Source organism: Flavobacteriaceae bacterium (assembly GCA_014075215.1).
In the GTDB taxonomy this organism is placed as follows: domain Bacteria; phylum Bacteroidota; class Bacteroidia; order Flavobacteriales; family Flavobacteriaceae; genus Polaribacter.
Window position 1 is genome coordinate 1,433,841 of the sequence record CP046177.1, and the last position, 18,802, is coordinate 1,452,642.

The following is an 18,802-nucleotide window of genomic DNA, read 5'->3' on the forward strand; positions in this document are numbered from 1 at the left end:
TTTAAGAACTTGCTTTTTAATATTTTTTTGAATTATTGATTCTAACTGTTTGTTGTTATTAACTTTGGTAGCCAGATAGATGTATAATTTTATTAAGTTATTAAGGATGTTTGTTTTAGAACTCCTATTTTCAGTAATTCAATTATTTCTGCTATGTACTTATGATTATTTTTTAGATTTAAATCAATAAGCGAAAAATACAAGATTAATAGTTTGAGTTCGTTTTCCTTAGGTTTTTGTTTAAGTGTGTTAATTTTCTCAATCAGAATACTTTCAAGATTATTTTGGACAACAGCGTCATAAAAAAATGTCTGAATAACGATAGGAACGAACTGTATCAATAATTTCATCAATTCATCTTCACTTGTTTTTTCAGGAATTAGCTCTAGGTTATCATCTTCTATCTCTTCAATAATTTCAAAACCAAGTACACAGGTATAATTTAAAATAAGCTCAAATATTTCATCCTCTAAGTTTTGATCTTTAAATTTTGAATTTCTGAAAACACGAGCTATTATTAACAATGACTTTTCTAGATTTTCAGGAGTAGGCTCGATTTTTTTGTAATACTTTTTTGGATTTACTTCAGATAACTTACGATTATCACCAGATATTTCTTCGAAAATAATATCTTGTTCCTCAATTGGAATAGGTTTGACAGTATCTTTAAGTGCTTTTGGAAGACCCAAGTCAACACTTAACTTATTTTGTATTTGATACTTTAAAAGTGAATCTAGTTGAGTAAAATTGTATTTTGAGGCTACCTGATCGAAAATCTCTATAGTTTTTTGAAGAATCTTTTTCACATAGGCAACATCTCTACTATTGAAGCCTGCACATATCTCAAATTCGTTAGCAAACGATAAGTAGAAGTGACCGTCATCAATGACCTTATTTCTGAAATCTTGATTATCTTTCATGTAATAAGCCAGAAAGTACTCAAATACTCCATTTAATCTAAAGGTATAGGAATCCATATAGACTTTTTTCAAGAGCCCTAAATCAATAATCAAATCCGTAACTTTACTGACTTCAATCACAAATTTTCTATTTGAATTCTTGTAATTATCAGTAAAGTTGATAAGTTCAACGTGAGACAATACGTAGTTTTCTTCACTCTTCTTAGAAATCAAAAAATAAGCTAACTCTCCAATATAGGTTTTAAAATCTTCATAATCGATCTTGTAGATAGATTCTTTGGAAATAAATCGATCTCTACCCAACAAATTATCAATATATAATTCAATCAATTGGAAATTACTTCTAAAGTTGGCATCTGAGTTCTTTTCAAATATCCAGATGAACAGAGATACCGTCCAATAATTGGAAGGAATATTAAGTTGATTAAATACCTTATGAATCTTTTCCAACAAAACCTCTCTTTTTGAATCACTCAGATTAGGCCACTTTTTAGTCAGGATTCTTATTTCTGTTCTACCGATTTCCCAAATAAACCGATTTGACAACTCTTGATTGTTAATATACTGATTTGAGAAGTTGTTCAGCAATGTCTCCTCGGCCACCGCTATTATTGACGAATTAGGGTTGTTGGATAAGTATTCATTGACGGGATTAAGAATAAAAATCTCATTATCATCAAAATTATCCAAGAGTATTTTCACATGATAACTCTGAGAAAGATTTGCAGAATTGTTCTTATTCAGCGCATAAAAACTACTTATATTCTTCAGAATATCTATTGATTTTGAAAGCTTTATATACTCTTTACAATCTATGTAGAGAGGTAAGATTTTAGTAATACTAAAATTGTTAAGTGCATTGAGTAAAATTTTATATAGGATTGCTGTTTTTCCACTTTTATCTTTTCCGAACAATATTTCATTTTCTGTCGATAACAACAAATCATTTAACGAGAAGCTTTTTGCCCTAGTTTTTGTGTCATCAAATGTTTTTGGTTTATCCTTGATGATTGGGGTGGTAAAGAGTTGTATAAAGTCTTCTCCTTCTTTTAACTCATTGTTTGATAAAAACAGTTCATTTGCTTTTATTAACTCTTCGTTAAACCTTTTCCTTATATTTTCCCTAAACTTGTTCTCCTTTATTTTGGTCTCGCTAATTGGAATATGAGATATTTTTGGATCACCTTTGTAAAAAGTATTTTCATCAGATTGATAAATTCTATTACTTGTTATCACTTGATAAGTTTCCAAATCTATTTCAATAATTGAGTACCCAATCTTTGAAACTTCATCTAAAGAGAGAGTGGCACTCGAAGAACAATGATACATCCCTATTTCTGGAACCATGTAAATGGTATCTCTATTTTTGTGAGTATGACCAGAAAACATTGCATGATAATCTTTGAAAACAATATCTTCTATTAGTATCGAATTCCAATATTTAAGGTCGGATAGTGGGTGATGCATCAAAAAAATATTAAAAGAACTTCTTAGCTTAATTTTTTCGAAGGCTTCTTTTAATAAATGTGTTGGATACAGTAAATTTCCTGAATCTTTTTCTGAATTGAAAGAACGCCATGCAGAGTTAATTGTTGTAATTGAGATTTTAACACCTCCTTTTTCTCTGTTATGTATCGAATATAAGTTTTCAATTAAATCTCCTTTTTCTTCTTTATGACTTGAGTAAAACTCATCTCGAAAAGTATGATAATTGTTGAAGTTTTTAAGGCTAGCCTTAAAAGACTTGCCATCTTGTTTGACAATATAGTTGTCCAAATCTTTATTGGTGGTTAATGAGTCAATTGATTTGGCAATTTCCTCCAGTTCCTGACCTCTGTTTACATCATGGTTTCCCTCACAAATAATGACATTATTCATAGGGATATTTAATACATGGGCAATACGTTTTAACAAAACTTCACTAGCTTTATGAAAATGATCTAAGTTATTACCATCGTTAACTAGATCTCCTGTGAAAAAAATAAAGTCAATCTTAGATTCTTGATCCTTTAAAGAATGAGATAATGCGTCCAAAAGTCTATTTTGATTAGGGATAGACATTTTATCTTCTTTATAATGAAAATCTGTAAGATGAAGTATTTTTAATTTTGTCATTTGTGTTTATTTATTTCTCTGCTTAGAGGATTCTCAAAAAATCACATGAAAAGGTTTGAAAATTTAATGACAAATATCTAAGTACATGACAAAAATTTAGTCAAGTTCATATTGTTTTGATTTACAGGGTTTAATAGCACAGAAGCGATATAATCTAATCCATATTTGAATATGCTTTTAGCCATTCTTCCATGCTTTTTTATTTTGATAGGCTTAATCTGATGTAAATATATACCAACTTTGTAACACCATACGAAAGCCATCATTACAAACAGTACTAATTTTTCAATACGCTTAATATCTTGCAGGTGTGTGTTTTCAATATCAAAGCCACTGGCTTTCATTGCTTTAAAACACATCTCTATCTGCCATCGTTCTTTGTATTGTTCAAAGGCCTTATCAGGAGCGTTGAACGATACAATGATTAAGAAATCAGGCTTTCCATTTTTTGGGTACAACTTGCATCCGGAAAGGAAACAAAGCTGACCATTAACACGTACAATTTTAGGATAATACACAAACTCATTGATCTTATGTGGATTAAACAAGTGAAATACTTTGATGGTTTTGTTCTTATCAGGAAGCTCTACCTTAAAGTTGTTTCGAATGCGGATATAATATTTGATTCCATTTGTATTCAAGAAATCCAACCAATGATTACCTACAAACTCTCTATCGGCTACAATGGATTTAATAACATCTTTGCCAAAAAGTCTTATGAAACGATTCACAAGATCAATACGCTCCTGACTGTTAGAGTTCCCTGGCTTATCTAACATAGTAAATAACAATGGGAAGGCAACACCTTTATAGACAACTCCCAACTTAAAAATGTTGATGTTGGTCTGACCAAACTTCCAATTGGTCCTATCAATACTCAAGATCAATCCCTCTTGCTTAGGAAGGAGACTAAATATAAGACGAGCGATCAAATCTCCATCCAACGAATAATCAGCAATAAATCTTTGAATACGTCTGAGTGATGACTTCGAATCTACTGAGGTCTCAAAAGCGTTGGCTACCTTTTCAAAGGTAACTGTCTGTACCTTACAGAGGGCGATAATGAAATGTGATATGAGTTTGATTCTTGCCAAATTGATCTTACCTTGGAAATGAGAACTTAAAACTGAATTTAATTCACTACTTTTAGTGGAAGCATTGGTTTTTTTCATTAGAAAAATGAGTGATGTTATTCTTCTAATATACTGAAAATCAATGCTTTATTTTAATTATTTAACATTTAATTTACTGATAATCAATTAATTATATTTTTTGTCATGTACTAAAGACAAATATAATATTATTGATATTTACAGAGCTCAATAAATAGCAGTTTCACAAATGAAAGGCACCTTATGACTTATTCAGCATAATAAAACTTTAAAATTCAAAAGCCTTTCAAAAATTAATTCAAATTTGAATTTTTGTTTTTGATTATTTGAATGATTTATACAATTCCCAAGTCATTTTAAGGGTCAATACTTATTGATATTAGAGGATAAAAAACATAGAATTTTTTCTATAGCCAGACCAATATAAAATGTCATCATTTAAAGTACTACTGATTTTAGAGTCAAGAATCAACACTGTCTTAATACTTAATTCCAGTAGCGTAGCGATCTTGTTTAAAATTTATTTAAAGACCTTAATTTATACCAAGTTATTTTGATTTGGCTATAGTAGAAGCAATCTTGCGCGAAAATATTTAAAATGAATATCTGAATTCCAGTCAAATATTTTCATATCTTCTACCAAAGAAGTTGGTTTGATTTTTGCTATCTTTGAGATAAATAAAGCGTGATGACAATTATAACGATTAAAGATAGTGGAAAAATTAAAAAAACTGCTTTTGCTTCATTTGAAGAACTAGCTGAGTTTTTATTTGAAAAATTTGGCTATGGCACACTACTACCACTTGATGAAACGGAGTTAACCAATTCCCAAAAAAAACGCATGGAGAAAGCTCTTAAAACTCCTAAATCAGACATGCTTAATCTTTGATTATGAATGTCTATGAATTAGACAAGCAGGTTCTTGATTATCTCCAAAAACGAAATCTAATCTCTCGCTATAAGAAAGCTAAAGAGTATTTGAAAAAGGATCAACTTAAAGCCGTACAGTTTAAGAAAAGGAAACCTTATACCGAGGGTAAATATTACTTCCGCATCACTCGAAAATATAGGGCTATCGGTGTGTTTGACGGTGAAGATTTCATTGTGACTGATATTTCAGATCATCAGGAATAAAGTAGGTATATAAATAAATGCCCGATAAAAAGACAAATTAAGAAGCTGACAGATACAAGTCCTTTAGAGTCAAGGCAAGGTAAATAAAAACAAAAGGGCATAAAAAACAACTAACTCTTTGAAATTCAAATCTATGTGGTCAGATAATTGACTAAGAGGGGGAGCTCAGAAAATCAAAGAGTTACAAAATATTTTGTAACTCTTTTTTATTTGCACTCAAAGATTAACACTTCCTAAAGGAAAGAGTTTTTTAATTATTGATCCAGACTGTGTTAGCTCCATTATTAGTTATAAATGCGTCTAGGTCGCCATCCCCGTCTAAATCACCCAAAGAAACGTCATAGCTAAATCCACTTCCTAAGGATTGACCACTATCCGATAAAATTCCAGTACCATCGTTGAAAAAGACTTTATTAGAGTCACCGTTAAATCTTGATATAAAGGCATCTAAATCGCCATCGCCATCCAAGTCAGCAAGGATAATACATGTAGTTCTTGCATTTGTTAATATAGATTGACCACTATCTGAAAAAGAACCTGATCCATTATTAATCCAAATTGAACTTGAGGTATTATTACTAAAACTAACTATCATAGCATCTGAATCACCATCTCCATCCACATCACCCAAAGATATATTGCCAAATGCCGTGCTTCTCAACGATTGACCACTATCTGTAAATCACCATTACCATTATTGAGCCAAACTTTACTAGATACAAAATGATTCACTACAAAGGCATCTATATCTCCGTCTGCATCCAAATCATCAAGAGAGATTCCGTAACTACTACTATTTCCAAGAGACTGTCCGCTATCCGTAAAGTTACCACTACCGTCGTTCAGCCATAACTTATTTGTTTGATTAATAGAATTAGCTATATATGCGTCTAAATCACCGTCTCCATCTAGATCAGCTAGGGAGACATCTTCACTATACGCATTTCCTCCCAATAACTGTCCACTATCAGTGAAAGTTCCGTCTCCATTATTAACCCAAACTTTATTAGGTTCTGCATCTGCATTGGTAAAGGAGTTGTAGGTGTTCGCTACAAAAGCATCTAAATCACCATCTCCGTCCAAGTCTCCAAGGGCAATAGTGCTGCTTGAAGAATTCCCCAGCGATTGACCACTATCTGTAAAGTTACCACTACCGTCATTCAACCAAACTTTATTAGGTTGGTTAAGTAAATTGGCAATAAACGCATCTAAATCACCGTCTCCATCTAAATCTCCTAAAGCGACAGAATGGCTAGTTGAACTTCCTAAATACTGACTACTATTTGTAAAAATACTAGGGAAGGAGTAATACCTCCTACAGGCGCGTTTACATTCCAGTCTTCAGACTCAATGGTAAAAGGCACTAAGGTGAGAGATACATTTACGTCTGAGGTAACTGGAACCAACTTCAAGGCATTTATAGTAGTGGTTGTAATACTTACCTCATTAGTTAATGTTTGTCCAAACAAACTTTCTTTTATCTCAATATCTCCTGTAGTACCACCGGGTATGTAGAGATAATAAAATCCTTGAGCTTGATCTAATGAAAAGTCATAATCCGTACCATCTACAGTAAAAGTTGGAGTTACACTGTTATCAATCAAATAAGGGTCAAGCAATACCATTCCGTAAGTGGTATTGGCAGTAAGAACTAGTGTCATATCATCACTTAAAGTAAAACTCTCAGAAGCATAGACAGGTACATACGGTACCGGAGTATTTTCGCCCATACTTAAAGATACATCGTACTGACCATTGATAAAGGTTTTTGTCAATCCGTTGGTAGCAAAATCTGCCATATCTATGGTGAAAGTACTATCAATACTATTAACCGTGGAGGTATTAATAAACGTTAATGTACTGGAACCCCCAAAGATATGATTCCATGACACATCATTTGCAGATCTGGCTGATCTTCCAGATGCTGCATTTGCATCAGAAAAGCCTACGGCTGAAATTTCCATACCTACTTGACTTGATGCATCATCAGCAAAAATGATGTTATCTTTCTTAGAACAACTTGATATTATCATTGCTGATATTATCATAAATAATAAAGGTCTTTTAAACATAATAAATTAGATTTTAATGATGCCCTACTTTGTTATTAGGGAGTTTTCGGGTCAAATTCTTCTCCTTTTATTGTTGTTTTAACAGATTTTGTATAATTAGTACCTCATATTTACTTTTTAAAGATTTCATACTTCGTTGATTAAACATTTAATTTTCTTTATAACTCTATGTAAGTAAAAATAATTTTCTTTATAACTCTATGTAAGTAAAAACGTGACAAAAAAAAATGTCACTTTTGCCTACTTTTATTTAATAACTGGTATTACACAATAAAATTTAAAGAAATATTGATGTTAAAACCTTATAATTTTATGGTTTTCAATGCTTTAAATAAATTAATATCAATTTGCTTTAGGCTATCTGTTTTAACCTCAAAACCAGATACAAATGTTGACAAACGTTAAAAAATAGAGGTTATCACAGTTTTTTTGTTAAAATTCGAAATACGATACCATTGAGTGCATAATACCGGTTAATAAAATAAATATTACTTTAGTGTATTATATACTTATGAAATTGCCCCTACCAAACAAAAATCAAACAGTAGCGTTTAAAAATTTTGGATTGACTCAATTGGAGTTTGAAATCATGCTTGAAGACATGAAAATGGGAAATGAAACTTTGTTTGAAAAGATATTTCTATCTCAATTTGAAGAGACCATTACCTATTTAATGCATCGCTATAAAGTACACTATGCCCAAGCTTATGATGTTACCATGGATACTTTATTACAGTTTAGAATAAGACTCCTAGGCGGAAAGATAACCTATGGTAATATGCGCTTCCTATTTACACAAATGGCAAGTCAAGTATTATTAGATACTTTTAAAACCAAAGAAACCTCTTTGGAAAATATTAATCATATCTTAACTGAGAACAAAATGGAAAGTAACGAATTGTTATTAGATTATCTCAATAAAGTATGGGATATGCTTAGTGAAAAATGCCAACAACTATTAAAGAATTACTATTACAACAAAATCCCTTTAAATAAAATTGCAATAATGTCTAGAGAATCTGACCAAACCCTAAGAAAACGAAAGCAACGTTGTCTAGAAACATTAAGAACAAGTTTTATGAAATATTACAACGCATAACTAAATGTGATGATGAATGGTATAGAAAAATACACAAAAAGTAATACCTCTAATGAAGAACTAGAAGTTATAAGCGAGCAGTTCATTCAACAAAAATTTAATCGTGAAAAGAAAAAGATTGGGAAGAGAAGCTCAAAAAACTACAGATTTAGTAAAGTACCCAATAAAAAAACAAAAAGTTACGGTTCGATAGTAGCTTGCTCAGGGGACCTAATTTATTAGTTAAGATGCTACCACATTTGTTACTAAAAAAATACTTTTACAGTAAATGTGGTAAAAACTAGGTATATCATATCCTGTTTCTTATCAAATAAAATAGGGTATTTTATAACTTATTGATCTCAATCAGGATATAGTGAGGTATCGTGGTAAATCTCGTAACTAATTGATAATCATTACTTCCCGATACAAAAATTCGAAAAAATATGCCCCAGTATATCTTTGTCCACATCATAGTCGCCGGTAATGGTTCCCAGGTGGCGAAGACATTCGCGAATGTCAATAGCAAATAAATCGGTAGAGATGTTCCGGTCAATGCTTTTTTGAACAGAGCTAATGGCCGTAAGTGCATGGTTCAAAGCCTCAAAATGACGTGAGTTGGTTACAATGGTTTCATTATTGCTCAATGCTCCCATATCTACCAATGAGGTTAATTCGGATTTTAATGTATCTATCCCCATATTTTCTTTTGCGGAAAGTAAAAGAATACCGGGAAATTCGGCAGTGAGGCGTAACTTCTCTTCCCCGGACAGCAAATCTACCTTATTGGCTATGACAAGTAAACGTTTGTTTGGAAAACGATTTTTAATTTCCTTAATCTCATCCTTAAACTTCAAACCTTGAACCTTGAACCTTGAACCTTGAACTTTAAACTTTTCTGAATTAGTGAGGAAAATAATCAACTGCGCATTCTCTGCTTTTTCATAAGCTTTTTGTATACCTATACTTTCAACCGCATCTTTGGTTTCACGGATGCCCGCGGTGTCTGTAAACCGAAATCGAACCCCTTCTATGTTTATTTCATCTTCAATAGCATCTCTGGTGGTTCCGGCAATATCGGAAACAATGGCTTTTTCTTCATTCAACAGCGCATTCAACAGGGTAGATTTCCCTACATTAGGCGCGCCTATAATGGCTACCGGAATTCCGTTTTTCACAGCATTTCCAAAGGCAAAAGAATCTGTAAGTCGTTTTAAGACCGAGCGTATTTTGATAACCAGCTCTTGAAATTGGGCTCTGTTTGCAAATTCCACATCTTCGCCGGAAAAATCCAGTTCCAATTCTATCAATGCTGCAAAATCTAATAACTGACCTCGTAATACCTGCAATTCACGGGCAATACCTCCCCGCATTTGCCGGATGGCTACCTGATGAGAAGCCGCAGAATCGGAAGCAATTACATCCGCAACGGCCTCTGCCCGGGAAAGATCCATTTTCCCATTCAAAAAAGCACGCATGGTAAACTCACCGTGAGTTGCCATCCTGCAACCGTTTTCTAAAAAAAGACGAATGATTTCATGCTGTATAAAACTCGATCCGTGACATGAAATTTCTACGGTATCTTCGCCGGTATAAGAATGCGGAGCTCTGAAAACAGTTACCAGTACTTCATCTATCATCCGGCCTTTATTAAGAACATGCCCCAAAAGAACAGTATGGGTTTTTTGCTTGTTAAGATCTTTATTCCGAACAGATTGAAACAATTTGGAAACCACAGGGATCACCCCTTTTCCGGAAAGGCGAATTACAGCAATGGCACCAACACCCGAAGAGGTAGCCAATGCAATAATAGGATCATCTGGAATCATGCTGCAAATATAGTTGAAAGTTGGAAAGTTTAAAGATTGAAAGGTTTCAAGCTCCGGGTTTTCAGGTTTATCCGTGTACTTTCGCAATCGTCCCTTTTTCTTTCATAATTTCTGCTTCAAAATTCAGTAAAGAATTCCATTTTTCATGTACGGTTTTCTTGTCCTGATATTGGCGTGCAAAACCGAAAAACACCGTGTAATGATTTGCTTCGGAAACCATCAGCTCTTTGTAGAATTTAGAGAGTTCCTCATCTTCTATATTTTCTGAAAACACCTTGAAACGCTCACAACTTCTGGCTTCAATGAGGGCTGCTACCAGTAAACGCTGAATGAGGGCATCGTTTCTGTCTTTGGTTTTTGGAAAGAAACGGTGTAGTTTTTTTGCATAGTCATTAGATCGATCCCTGCCCAGTACAAAACCTCTTTTGACCATGAGTTGATGTACCATTCTAAAATGCTCCATTTCTTCTATGGCAATAGCACTCATCGCTGCTACCAATTCGGTTTTTTCGGAATAGTTGATGATAATGGAAACAGCGTTAGATGCTGCTTTTTGTTCTGCAAAAGCATGGTCGGTCATGAGTTGTTGCAGTCCGTTTTGCGCTACTTCAACCCAAGAAGTTGCCGTTTCAAATTTGAGTCCTAACATTTAAGAGATAATTTGAGTGAGTCGAATTCCAAAGTCTGACATGGCTTTGATTTCTTTGACACCTCCCAGTCGTTCATTGCCAATGATCAATAAGCCTCTTTCGTTTGATTCGATGTGATAATACGGATTACTTTCAAAAAACAAAATGAGTTCGTCGGTAAAGAATTTTCGAATTTTTTCCTCATTTTTTCCCGAAAGGTAGAAACGTTTGGAGAAATCGGGATGATGATCGATATTTATATCTTTAAAACCTGCAAAATGGATGATGTATTCAAAAATTCCTTCACGATCCAGTGTGAACTCAGGGATTTGCTTTTCCAGTTTAATGTGGAGCATGGTTGCTTTGATTTTTTGTTTGGCGATCAATTCACCCTCCGAAAAATCAATATCAAATAAAGTACATTGCCCGTTGGTAAGCATATTGGAAACCTTATCGATCTGCCGGGTTTTGAAATAGCCGAATTCGAGAAGCTCTGTCAGCTCTTCTTTGTAATCGGATTCGTAACTCCAGTGCAACTCTTCACTAATCGTATGCAGGGATTTTTGCCTTTTGGTTAAGGCAGGTACTTTTTCTTTTGGTTTGCCCATCACAAATTTTCTCAGGGCAAACGGGTGTTGACTTCCCGATCTGTATCCGTCCAGGCCAACTACTTCAAAATGTCCTCCTTTGCGCTTAAAACGTTCACTGTAACTGTTGATATTTTCCATCACGGAGTGGTCTACAAACTCACACATAGAAAAATCGATGATCACATCTTCGCTTTCGGGAATTTGATCCAGTTTGGATTTGAGTTTTATATAGTTTAGAAAACTGGAAAAATTATCAACACTTACATAGTAGGTATCCCCATCTTTAAACATCAGTACATTGGGCTTGAATATATTTGCGATAAACAGCCCCGGACTTTTGTTGATGATCACATGAATAATAAAAGTGGTCAGGATTCCCACAAGAATTCCCGTAATTAAACTGGTAACGATGGTAACGATGAGGGTTACTAAAAAAATAATCAATTGTTCCGAACCTACTCTAAATGTTTTTCGAATGTTTTCAGGTGAAGCCAGCTTATATCCGGTATAGACCAATATGGCTGCCAGTGCCGAAAGGGGAATACGCCGTAGCTCGCCGGCAAATAACAAAATGAATAAAATCAAAAAGACGGCATGTGCGAAATTGGCGGAGCGGTTGCTTCCTCTGTTATTTACATTTACGGAACTACGCGCTATTACGGTAACCACATTTAAACCTCCCAAAAAACCGCTGATAACTGTTGCAATACCCAACGCCCTGATGTCTTTATTGATATTTGAGCGTCTTTTTTCAGGATCTAATTTATCTACCGCTTTGATACTTAATAAAGATTCGATACTGGCAATCAGCGTAATAGCAATTACTGCACTCAAAAAATTATAATCAAAAAGTTTGTTGAAATCGGGTTGCGGAAATGTTCAGAAAAGGGTATCCGGCAAACGAATCAAAAGAGTTTCTTCAATAGGGTAAGGTCTGGAAGAAACGATGTCAAAATAATAATAGAGACCAATACTAAAGAAAACAATCCACATTGGAGCGGGAATCAACTGGAAATATTTGTTTCGGATCTTACTGTAGAAAATCATAATCAGCAAACTGATGATTCCTACGGAACCTGCATAAAAAACACTTTCATTATAGGTTTGTATATAGTTCAATACATTTTCGGGAATGCGATACAAAAGCGCAACAATAGAACCTTTTGTTTGAATATCCCCTAACATTACGTGAATTTGTTTTGCAAAGATCCCGATTCCAATAGCTGCCAGCATTCCCTGGATAGCAGAAGAAGGGAAAAAATTACTGAGCGTTCCAAGCCGGAATACGCCAAGTACAAACATGAGGATTCCGGAAATGATAATGGCCGCAAGAGTAAACAGATATCCTTGATACATGTCACCTCCTCCCAGGACAGTAATAGCACTTAGTACCACTACCACCAGGCCGTTGCCAGGTCCTGTAATAGTTACATTTGACCCTCCTAAAACAGCACAGACCACACCTCCGACAATGGCAGCTATGATACCGGAAATGGGCGGAGCACCCGAAGCCAACGCCAATCCCAAACCGAGAGGGAGCGCTACTAAAGAGACCACAAACCCCGAAAAAATATTTTTAGGAAGCTCCTGCGTAAATGCTTTTATTGAACTCTTTGTACTCATTTATTTTACAATTAGGACATCCGTGGGTAGTCCCGATAAAATATATTCCAGATCATGCGGAAATATCCGGTCTGTTAATCTTGTTTTGTCAGGAGCATTCATGATTAAAAGATCAGCCCTTTTTACTTTGGCATAATGCCCAATTGAATAACCGCGTCTGCCAAAAATACTTTGCATTTTTACGGTAATGCCATCCGTACGGATGTTCTCAAGAATTTTTTGAACCCTGGAATCTTCTCTTCGTTTTAGCTTTTCTCTTTGAATAGTTGCTTTTCTCAAAGAGGTATCATCAGAAACTGTTACTTCAATTTCTTTTTGACTGATCTCTTCTACAATCGTTACTCTTTTACATCCCAGGTATGTAGAAACCGCAAAAGCGGCTTCAATGGTTTCTTTGGTTTTTGTATCTTTTAGTCCGTTTACCACTATATGTTTGCATTTTACTCTCTCCACGGAGGGCTTGATGAGCAGTAGTACGGAACAGGGTGCTTTTCTTGTCAACTCTCTGGCTACCGATCCTACGTAGTACTTGTACAGGTTTTATTGCTGTAATGCTCCTAATATTAAAAGATCTATGGACTCTTTACGGCAGGTTTCCAGGATGACTTTAACAGGTTTTCCTTTTTGCCAAAACGTTTTCATGGTTTTTTTCAAGGGCGGAGCTCTGTCAATAACTTCTTGTAAGCGTTTCTCTTTGTAGTCGGACTTTTCACCAACATGAACCCCAACCAGTTCACAGTCAAACATATTGGCTAACCGGACGGCTTCATAAATATTAGGTTGCAGGTTGGGAGAAAAAGCAACTCCGATAAGTATTTTATGTATGTTTTGCAATTGGTTAATTGATTATACTTGAGTGTACAAGATAATAACTTTCATGTAAAGCTAAAAAAATAATAAAATTAGTTTTTTGTCCCACTTGTAAATTTGATTTTTTGTATTTTGGATTCTTTAAGCTTAGGATATGTTAGCACTTTCCGGAATTGTGATTTTAGGGATATTAGCCCAGTGGGTAGCATGGCGGTTTAAAATACCGGCAATCTTACCTTTAATCTTAATTGGTTTGCTTGTAGGACCGATTGCTGCGGAGTTTTTAACCGATGACGGATCTAAATACATTGAGCCTGTCTGGAATGGAGAAAAAGGATTATTTCCAGGTGAAGGCTTGTATTATTTTGTTTCACTGGCTATTAGTATCATTCTTTTTGAAGGAGGACTGACATTAAAAAGAAGTGAGATTATAAATGTAGGCCCGGTGATTACAAAATTGATCACTTTGGGCTCTGCTGTTACTTTTTTCGGAGCAGCGATCTTAGCACATTATATTTTTGACTTGGCATGGGAGCTGTCATTTTTGTTTTCCGGATTGATTATCGTTACCGGTCCTACTGTGATCACTCCCATTTTGAGAAATATTCCTTTAAAAAAAGATGTTTCAACTGTCTTAAAATGGGAAGGAATTCTGATAGATCCTATTGGTGCTTTGGTTGCCGTACTTGTTTTTGAGTTTATTAGTGCAGGCGGTAGGAGCGGTTTTACTATAACGGCACTGACAGAGTTTGGAAAAATAGTATTATTCGGAACTTCTTTTGGATTTACATTTGCGCACGCATTGGCATTTGTCATCAACAAAAAATGGATACCACATTACCTTTTAAATGTGGTTTCTCTTTCGGCAGTGCTGTTGGTTTTTGTAGAATCTGAAATTTTTGCCCATGAATCAGGTTTACTGGCAGTAGTGGTCATGGGAATGGTTTTAGGAAACGGAAAACTTAAGAACTTAAAAGAATTGTTGTATTTTAAAGAATCATTGAGCGTTTTACTGATTTCTATCCTGTTTATTTTATTGGCGGCAAATATCAATATGGCAGATTTGTTGTTGCTGTATACGTGGAAAACGGGATTGTTATTTGTTTTGGTGGTTTTTTTAGTACGACCGTTAGCCGTGTTTTTGAGTACCTATAAATCAAATTTGAAGCTCAACGAAAAACTTTTTGTGAGTTGGGTAGGGCCAAGAGGGATAGTAGCTGCAGGTATTGCATCACTTTTTGGGAGTAAACTTTTAAAGCAAGGTGTTGCAGGAGCAGAATACATTACTCCTTTGGTGTTTATGATTGTTTTAGGAACTGTACTTTTAAATGCAACTACTGCCCGGTTATTTGCAAAAATAGTAGGCGTATTTCTCAAAAATTCCAATGGAATATTAATGGTTGGAGCTTCAAAACCTTCAAGGCTCATTGCCGATTACTTACAAAAGTTTGAAAAAAGAGTGGTGTTGATAGATGCTAATAAGGAGTTTGTAGAGCAGGCAAATAGTGAGGGTTTAGAAGCTTATGAATTTAATATTTATGATGATGATCTAACCAATAATATCGAACTGAATGATATCGGCTATTTAATTGCCATAACAGGGAGTGATGCCGTAAATGAATATGCAATTAAACACCTTTCCAAAGCATTTGGCGAGCACGGATCTTTTCGTTTGGTAACGGCAGAGGAAGTAAAAAATAAAGATTTTGCAAAGAAACATATCTTTTTCTCCCCGCGAGACGATTATATCAATTTAAGCGAAGCCGTCAGGGATTTTCCTGATATTTACGAGATTCCCATTCATTCCGAAGAAGAATATCGCAGTCATCTGGAAAAATTGCATGCAAAATTAGAATCCGTACCGCTTTTTGTGATCACTCAGGATAAAAATATTTACCTGTTGGCCGAGTTTGAATTGAAAGAACTATCTGTGGAGAAAGCCACATTGGTTTATATAGGAGATCAGATATAACCTGCGAGGAAGTAGTACGGTTTCAGAGTTGAAAGCTAGTTTTTGGTTGATGGTTTTTGAACACCGAAGGAAACAGCATTGCTTTTTAAGGAAAGTAGAAATTACCTTTAAATGTCTGTTTAGGTGTCTAAAAAGAATTATTAGAACATTTTGAAAATTCTTTAATTTTTCGATTTTTGAGTCTTTCAATTCATTAAAAATAAAAAAGCAGCATTACAAATCCAGTTGAAAAGTCTCTTTTAATTTCTCAATCATCGGATTTTTCTCTTTGAGTTTGTTGTATTTTTCCTGAGGGGTATACGCAAATTTCTTTTTTAAGGATTCTTTTACAAGCATTTCCAGGTGAATTTCGTTGTTGTTTAAAGATTTACGTAAATATTTTAAAAGTTTTGGACAAGCTTCTTTTAATTGCTCTTCCATTAATTTGCTGGGTAAAGTAAACTGAATTTTAAAGCCTTCTTTTAGGACAGGAGTATCAATTGCGAGAATGGAGGCAGTATTTTTTTCTCCTTTATCTTGCAATTTTCGATGGTATTTTTTCCAGAATGCTTGCAATTTTTCTTGGGTAAATGGCTCCTTTGAATGATGTCCTTCCTTTTCTTGAGCAGCCTTCTTTTTAAGAACGTTCTTTTCGTGTACACTTTTTAGAGAAAAAGCAGAAGGGCGGCGTTGTACATTTTTTAAAACAGGCTTGGGTTTTTCCTTAAGAATTGCTTTTTCTTCTTTCCGAACCTGTATTTTTTCCGTAACAACTTCCCGGGTTTTGTGCCCGGATTTTTTAGGCGACGAAAGCGATGTAAAAAATGTAGAAGGAATTATATAGTCAGTCGACTTTTTTTTTTCTCCGTCAAAAGTGATGGAGGCAATTTGCATTAAGCTAAGTTCAACTAATAATCGTTGATTTTTACTTGCTCTGTAATTCAGATCGCATGTATTGGCCTTGTCAATAGCCTGCATCAAAAAAGAAAGACTTGCTTTTGAGGATTGCTCCAGGTATTTTTTCCTGGCATCATCACTCACTTCTAACAGTTCAATGGTAATTTTATCTTTTGTAACCAGAAGATCCCTAAAATGAGATGCCAGACTATTCATGAAATGGTGTCCCTCAAAACCTTTTGAAAGGATGTCGTTAAAATAAGTAAGTACCTGAGGAATATTATTATCCAGCAACAAATTGGTCATCTCAAAAAGAGTATCATAATCCAACACATGTAAGTTCTGAGTTACGGCTTCCCGGGTGAGGCGATTCCCTGAAAAACTAATGATACGGTCAAAGGTAGAGAGTGCATCCCGCATAGCCCCGTCGGCTTTTTGAGCAATGATGTGCAGGGCATCATCTTCTGCTGTGATGTTTTCTTCTTTACATATTTTTTTTAAATAATGCTTTATGTCTGCAACAGCAATCCTTTTAAAATCAAAAATCTGGCAACGAGATAAGATGGTCGGGATGATTTTATGCTTTTCCGTAGTTGCCAAAATAAAAATGGCATGAGCCGGAGGTTCTTCTAATGTTTTCAGAAAAGCATTAAAAGCGGCTTGGGAAAGCATATGAACTTCATCAATAATATAAACTTTATAATTTCCTGTTTGGGGAGGAATCCGAACTTGTTCCGTAAGACTTCTGATATCATCTACCGAATTGTTTGAAGCTGCATCTAATTCAAAAACATTAAACGCAAAATCTTCTTCCGAAGCACTGTCTTTCTGATTGATCCTTTTAGCAAGAATTCTGGCACAAGATGTTTTTCCGACCCCGCGAGGCCCCGTAAATAATAAAGCTTGTGCCAAATGGCTATTTTTAATAGCATTTTCTAATGTATTGGTGATGGATTGTTGTCCAACAACCTCTTCAAAATTTTGTGGCCTGTATTTACGTGCCGAAACAACAAAATGCTCCATGAATACGATACAGCTTTGATATCACAAAAGTAAGTATCTATTTTAATTTTTACAATGGCGATTCTTAAGAAACCTTTAAAGTTGTAAACAATTGTATAAAATGAATAGTATTTTCGACCAAAGGTGAAAACATATACAACATGAATACATTAAAAAAAACAGGTAGTTTATTTTCTCTTATCTTATTAGTTTCTTGTTTTGGATTTACAAAAAAAGAAGAAAATAGCATAAATAAGCAAAAACATAATATTGTTATACAAGATAGTAAAGATCTAAAAGTAGCCTATTTTGCCAGTGGTTGCTTTTGGTGTGTAGAAGCTATTTTTGAAAGTGTAGCAGGTGTAACCGAAGCAGTATCAGGATATGCAGGCGGACATACAAAAAACCCATCTTATCGGGCCATAGGAACGGGAAGAACGGGGCATGCCGAAACCATAGCAGTATACTACAATCCTAAAAAAGTAAGTTTTGAAACCTTATTAACTGTGTTTTTTGGTTCTCATGATCCAACGACAAAAAACGGGCAGCATCCGGATTACGGAACACAGTATAGATCCATTGCCTTCTATAGTAATGATGCAGAAAAAAAAGCCATAGAAGCTATTATTGAGAAATTGAATAAAGAAGTATATGGTGGTGACATTACTACTGAAGTTAAAAAGCATACACAATTCTATAAAGCCGAGGAATATCATCAAGATTATGAGAAAAGAAACCCCAACCAATCCTATGTAAGAGCAGTTTCTATTCCCAGGCTAAATAGATTTAAAAAGAAGTATCCTCAGTTACTGAAAAAATGATACGTCAATTAGAATAAGAACAACAACTTTGAAATTTTCAACTTTCTAACTTTTCAACTTGTTTGTACTAATTTTTAATCATTTTTTTTAAGACCGTTACGCTACTGGAATTAAGAATCAAGACCGTCATGGTTCTTGGTTCCATTATCAATAGGTCTTTAATTTTATTTACTTTAGCTATATTCAAAAGAAATCATTAAATCTTTTAACCTTCAACCA

13 protein-coding genes and 2 pseudogenes are annotated in these 18,802 nt (G+C 34.5%); 5 read left to right on the top strand and 10 right to left on the bottom strand.

The window, feature by feature from the left end; genetic code table 11:
• Positions 1-92: 92 nt before the first annotated feature.
• Both GKR88_07190 and GKR88_07195 read right to left on the bottom strand, forming a co-directional pair.
• The gene (locus GKR88_07190) at positions 93-3,035 is read right to left on the bottom strand and encodes a hypothetical protein (protein ID QMU64094.1); all 2,943 of its coding nucleotides are present in this window, start codon (positions 3,033-3,035) and stop codon (positions 93-95) included.
• Positions 3,036-3,112: 77 nt separating this feature from the next.
• Complete coding sequence (locus GKR88_07195; GenBank protein ID QMU64095.1) at positions 3,113-4,207, bottom strand: IS4 family transposase; 1,095 nt, start codon at positions 4,205-4,207, stop codon at positions 3,113-3,115.
• 628 nt (positions 4,208-4,835) lie between these two features.
• Between GKR88_07195 and GKR88_07200 the strand changes: the two genes are divergently transcribed.
• Together GKR88_07200 and GKR88_07205 are read left to right on the top strand one after the other, a co-directional pair.
• Entirely contained in the window at positions 4,836-5,036 is a 201-nt protein-coding gene (locus tag GKR88_07200; protein ID QMU64096.1) for a hypothetical protein, read from the top strand.
• Positions 5,037-5,038: 2 nt separating this feature from the next.
• The gene (locus GKR88_07205) at positions 5,039-5,281 is read left to right on the top strand and encodes a hypothetical protein (GenBank protein QMU64097.1); all 243 of its coding nucleotides are present in this window, start codon (positions 5,039-5,041) and stop codon (positions 5,279-5,281) included.
• A gap of 250 nt (positions 5,282-5,531) precedes the next feature.
• Here the strand turns inward: GKR88_07205 and GKR88_07210 are convergent, their stop codons facing one another.
• From GKR88_07210 to GKR88_07220, 3 genes are read right to left on the bottom strand one after another with little or no spacing between them, the layout of a single operon-like run.
• Positions 5,532-5,942, bottom strand: a complete 411-nt coding sequence (locus tag GKR88_07210) for a hypothetical protein (protein ID QMU64098.1) — start codon at positions 5,940-5,942, stop codon at positions 5,532-5,534.
• Positions 5,939-6,619, bottom strand: a complete 681-nt coding sequence (locus GKR88_07215; GenBank protein QMU64099.1) for a hypothetical protein — start codon at positions 6,617-6,619, stop codon at positions 5,939-5,941. Before GKR88_07215 ends, GKR88_07210 begins: the two co-directional genes overlap by 4 nt.
• On the bottom strand, positions 6,547-7,329 hold the full coding sequence (locus GKR88_07220; protein QMU64100.1) for a hypothetical protein: 783 nt from the start codon (positions 7,327-7,329) through the stop codon (positions 6,547-6,549). Before GKR88_07220 ends, GKR88_07215 begins: the two co-directional genes overlap by 73 nt.
• A 535-nt stretch (positions 7,330-7,864) precedes the next feature.
• Here GKR88_07220 and GKR88_07225 point away from each other — a divergent pair.
• Positions 7,865-8,452, top strand: coding sequence for a hypothetical protein (locus tag GKR88_07225; GenBank protein QMU64101.1), 588 nt, complete (start codon positions 7,865-7,867; stop codon positions 8,450-8,452).
• Between the two features lie 395 nt (positions 8,453-8,847).
• Here GKR88_07225 and mnmE read toward each other — a convergent pair whose 3' ends face one another.
• The 4 genes and pseudogenes from mnmE to GKR88_07245 form a co-directional block, all read right to left on the bottom strand.
• A complete protein-coding gene (gene mnmE, locus GKR88_07230; GenBank protein ID QMU64102.1) occupies positions 8,848-10,260 on the bottom strand; it encodes a tRNA uridine-5-carboxymethylaminomethyl(34) synthesis GTPase MnmE in 1,413 nt (470 codons plus the stop codon).
• 67 nt (positions 10,261-10,327) lie between these two features.
• Entirely contained in the window at positions 10,328-10,909 is a 582-nt protein-coding gene (locus GKR88_07235) for a tRNA 2-methylthio-N6-isopentenyl adenosine(37) hydroxylase MiaE (GenBank protein ID QMU64103.1), read from the bottom strand.
• A pseudogene (locus GKR88_07240) lies at positions 10,910-13,102 on the bottom strand (SulP family inorganic anion transporter).
• A pseudogene (locus GKR88_07245) lies at positions 13,103-13,936 on the bottom strand (universal stress protein). It lies immediately after the preceding pseudogene.
• 130 nt (positions 13,937-14,066) lie between these two features.
• Between GKR88_07245 and GKR88_07250 the strand changes: the two are divergent.
• Positions 14,067-15,884 (top strand): cell shape-determining protein, encoded by a 1,818-nt coding sequence (locus GKR88_07250; GenBank protein ID QMU64104.1) that lies wholly within the window; start codon positions 14,067-14,069, stop codon positions 15,882-15,884.
• 213 nt (positions 15,885-16,097) lie between these two features.
• Here the strand turns inward: GKR88_07250 and dnaX are convergent, their stop codons facing one another.
• A complete protein-coding gene (gene dnaX / locus GKR88_07255; GenBank protein ID QMU64105.1) occupies positions 16,098-17,783 on the bottom strand; it encodes a DNA polymerase III subunit gamma/tau in 1,686 nt (561 codons plus the stop codon).
• Between the two features lie 140 nt (positions 17,784-17,923).
• On the opposite strand from dnaX, the gene msrA reads away from it, so the two are divergent.
• Positions 17,924-18,583 (top strand): peptide-methionine (S)-S-oxide reductase MsrA, encoded by a 660-nt coding sequence (msrA, locus tag GKR88_07260; GenBank protein ID QMU64106.1) that lies wholly within the window; start codon positions 17,924-17,926, stop codon positions 18,581-18,583.
• The last annotated feature ends 219 nt before the right edge of the window (positions 18,584-18,802 follow it).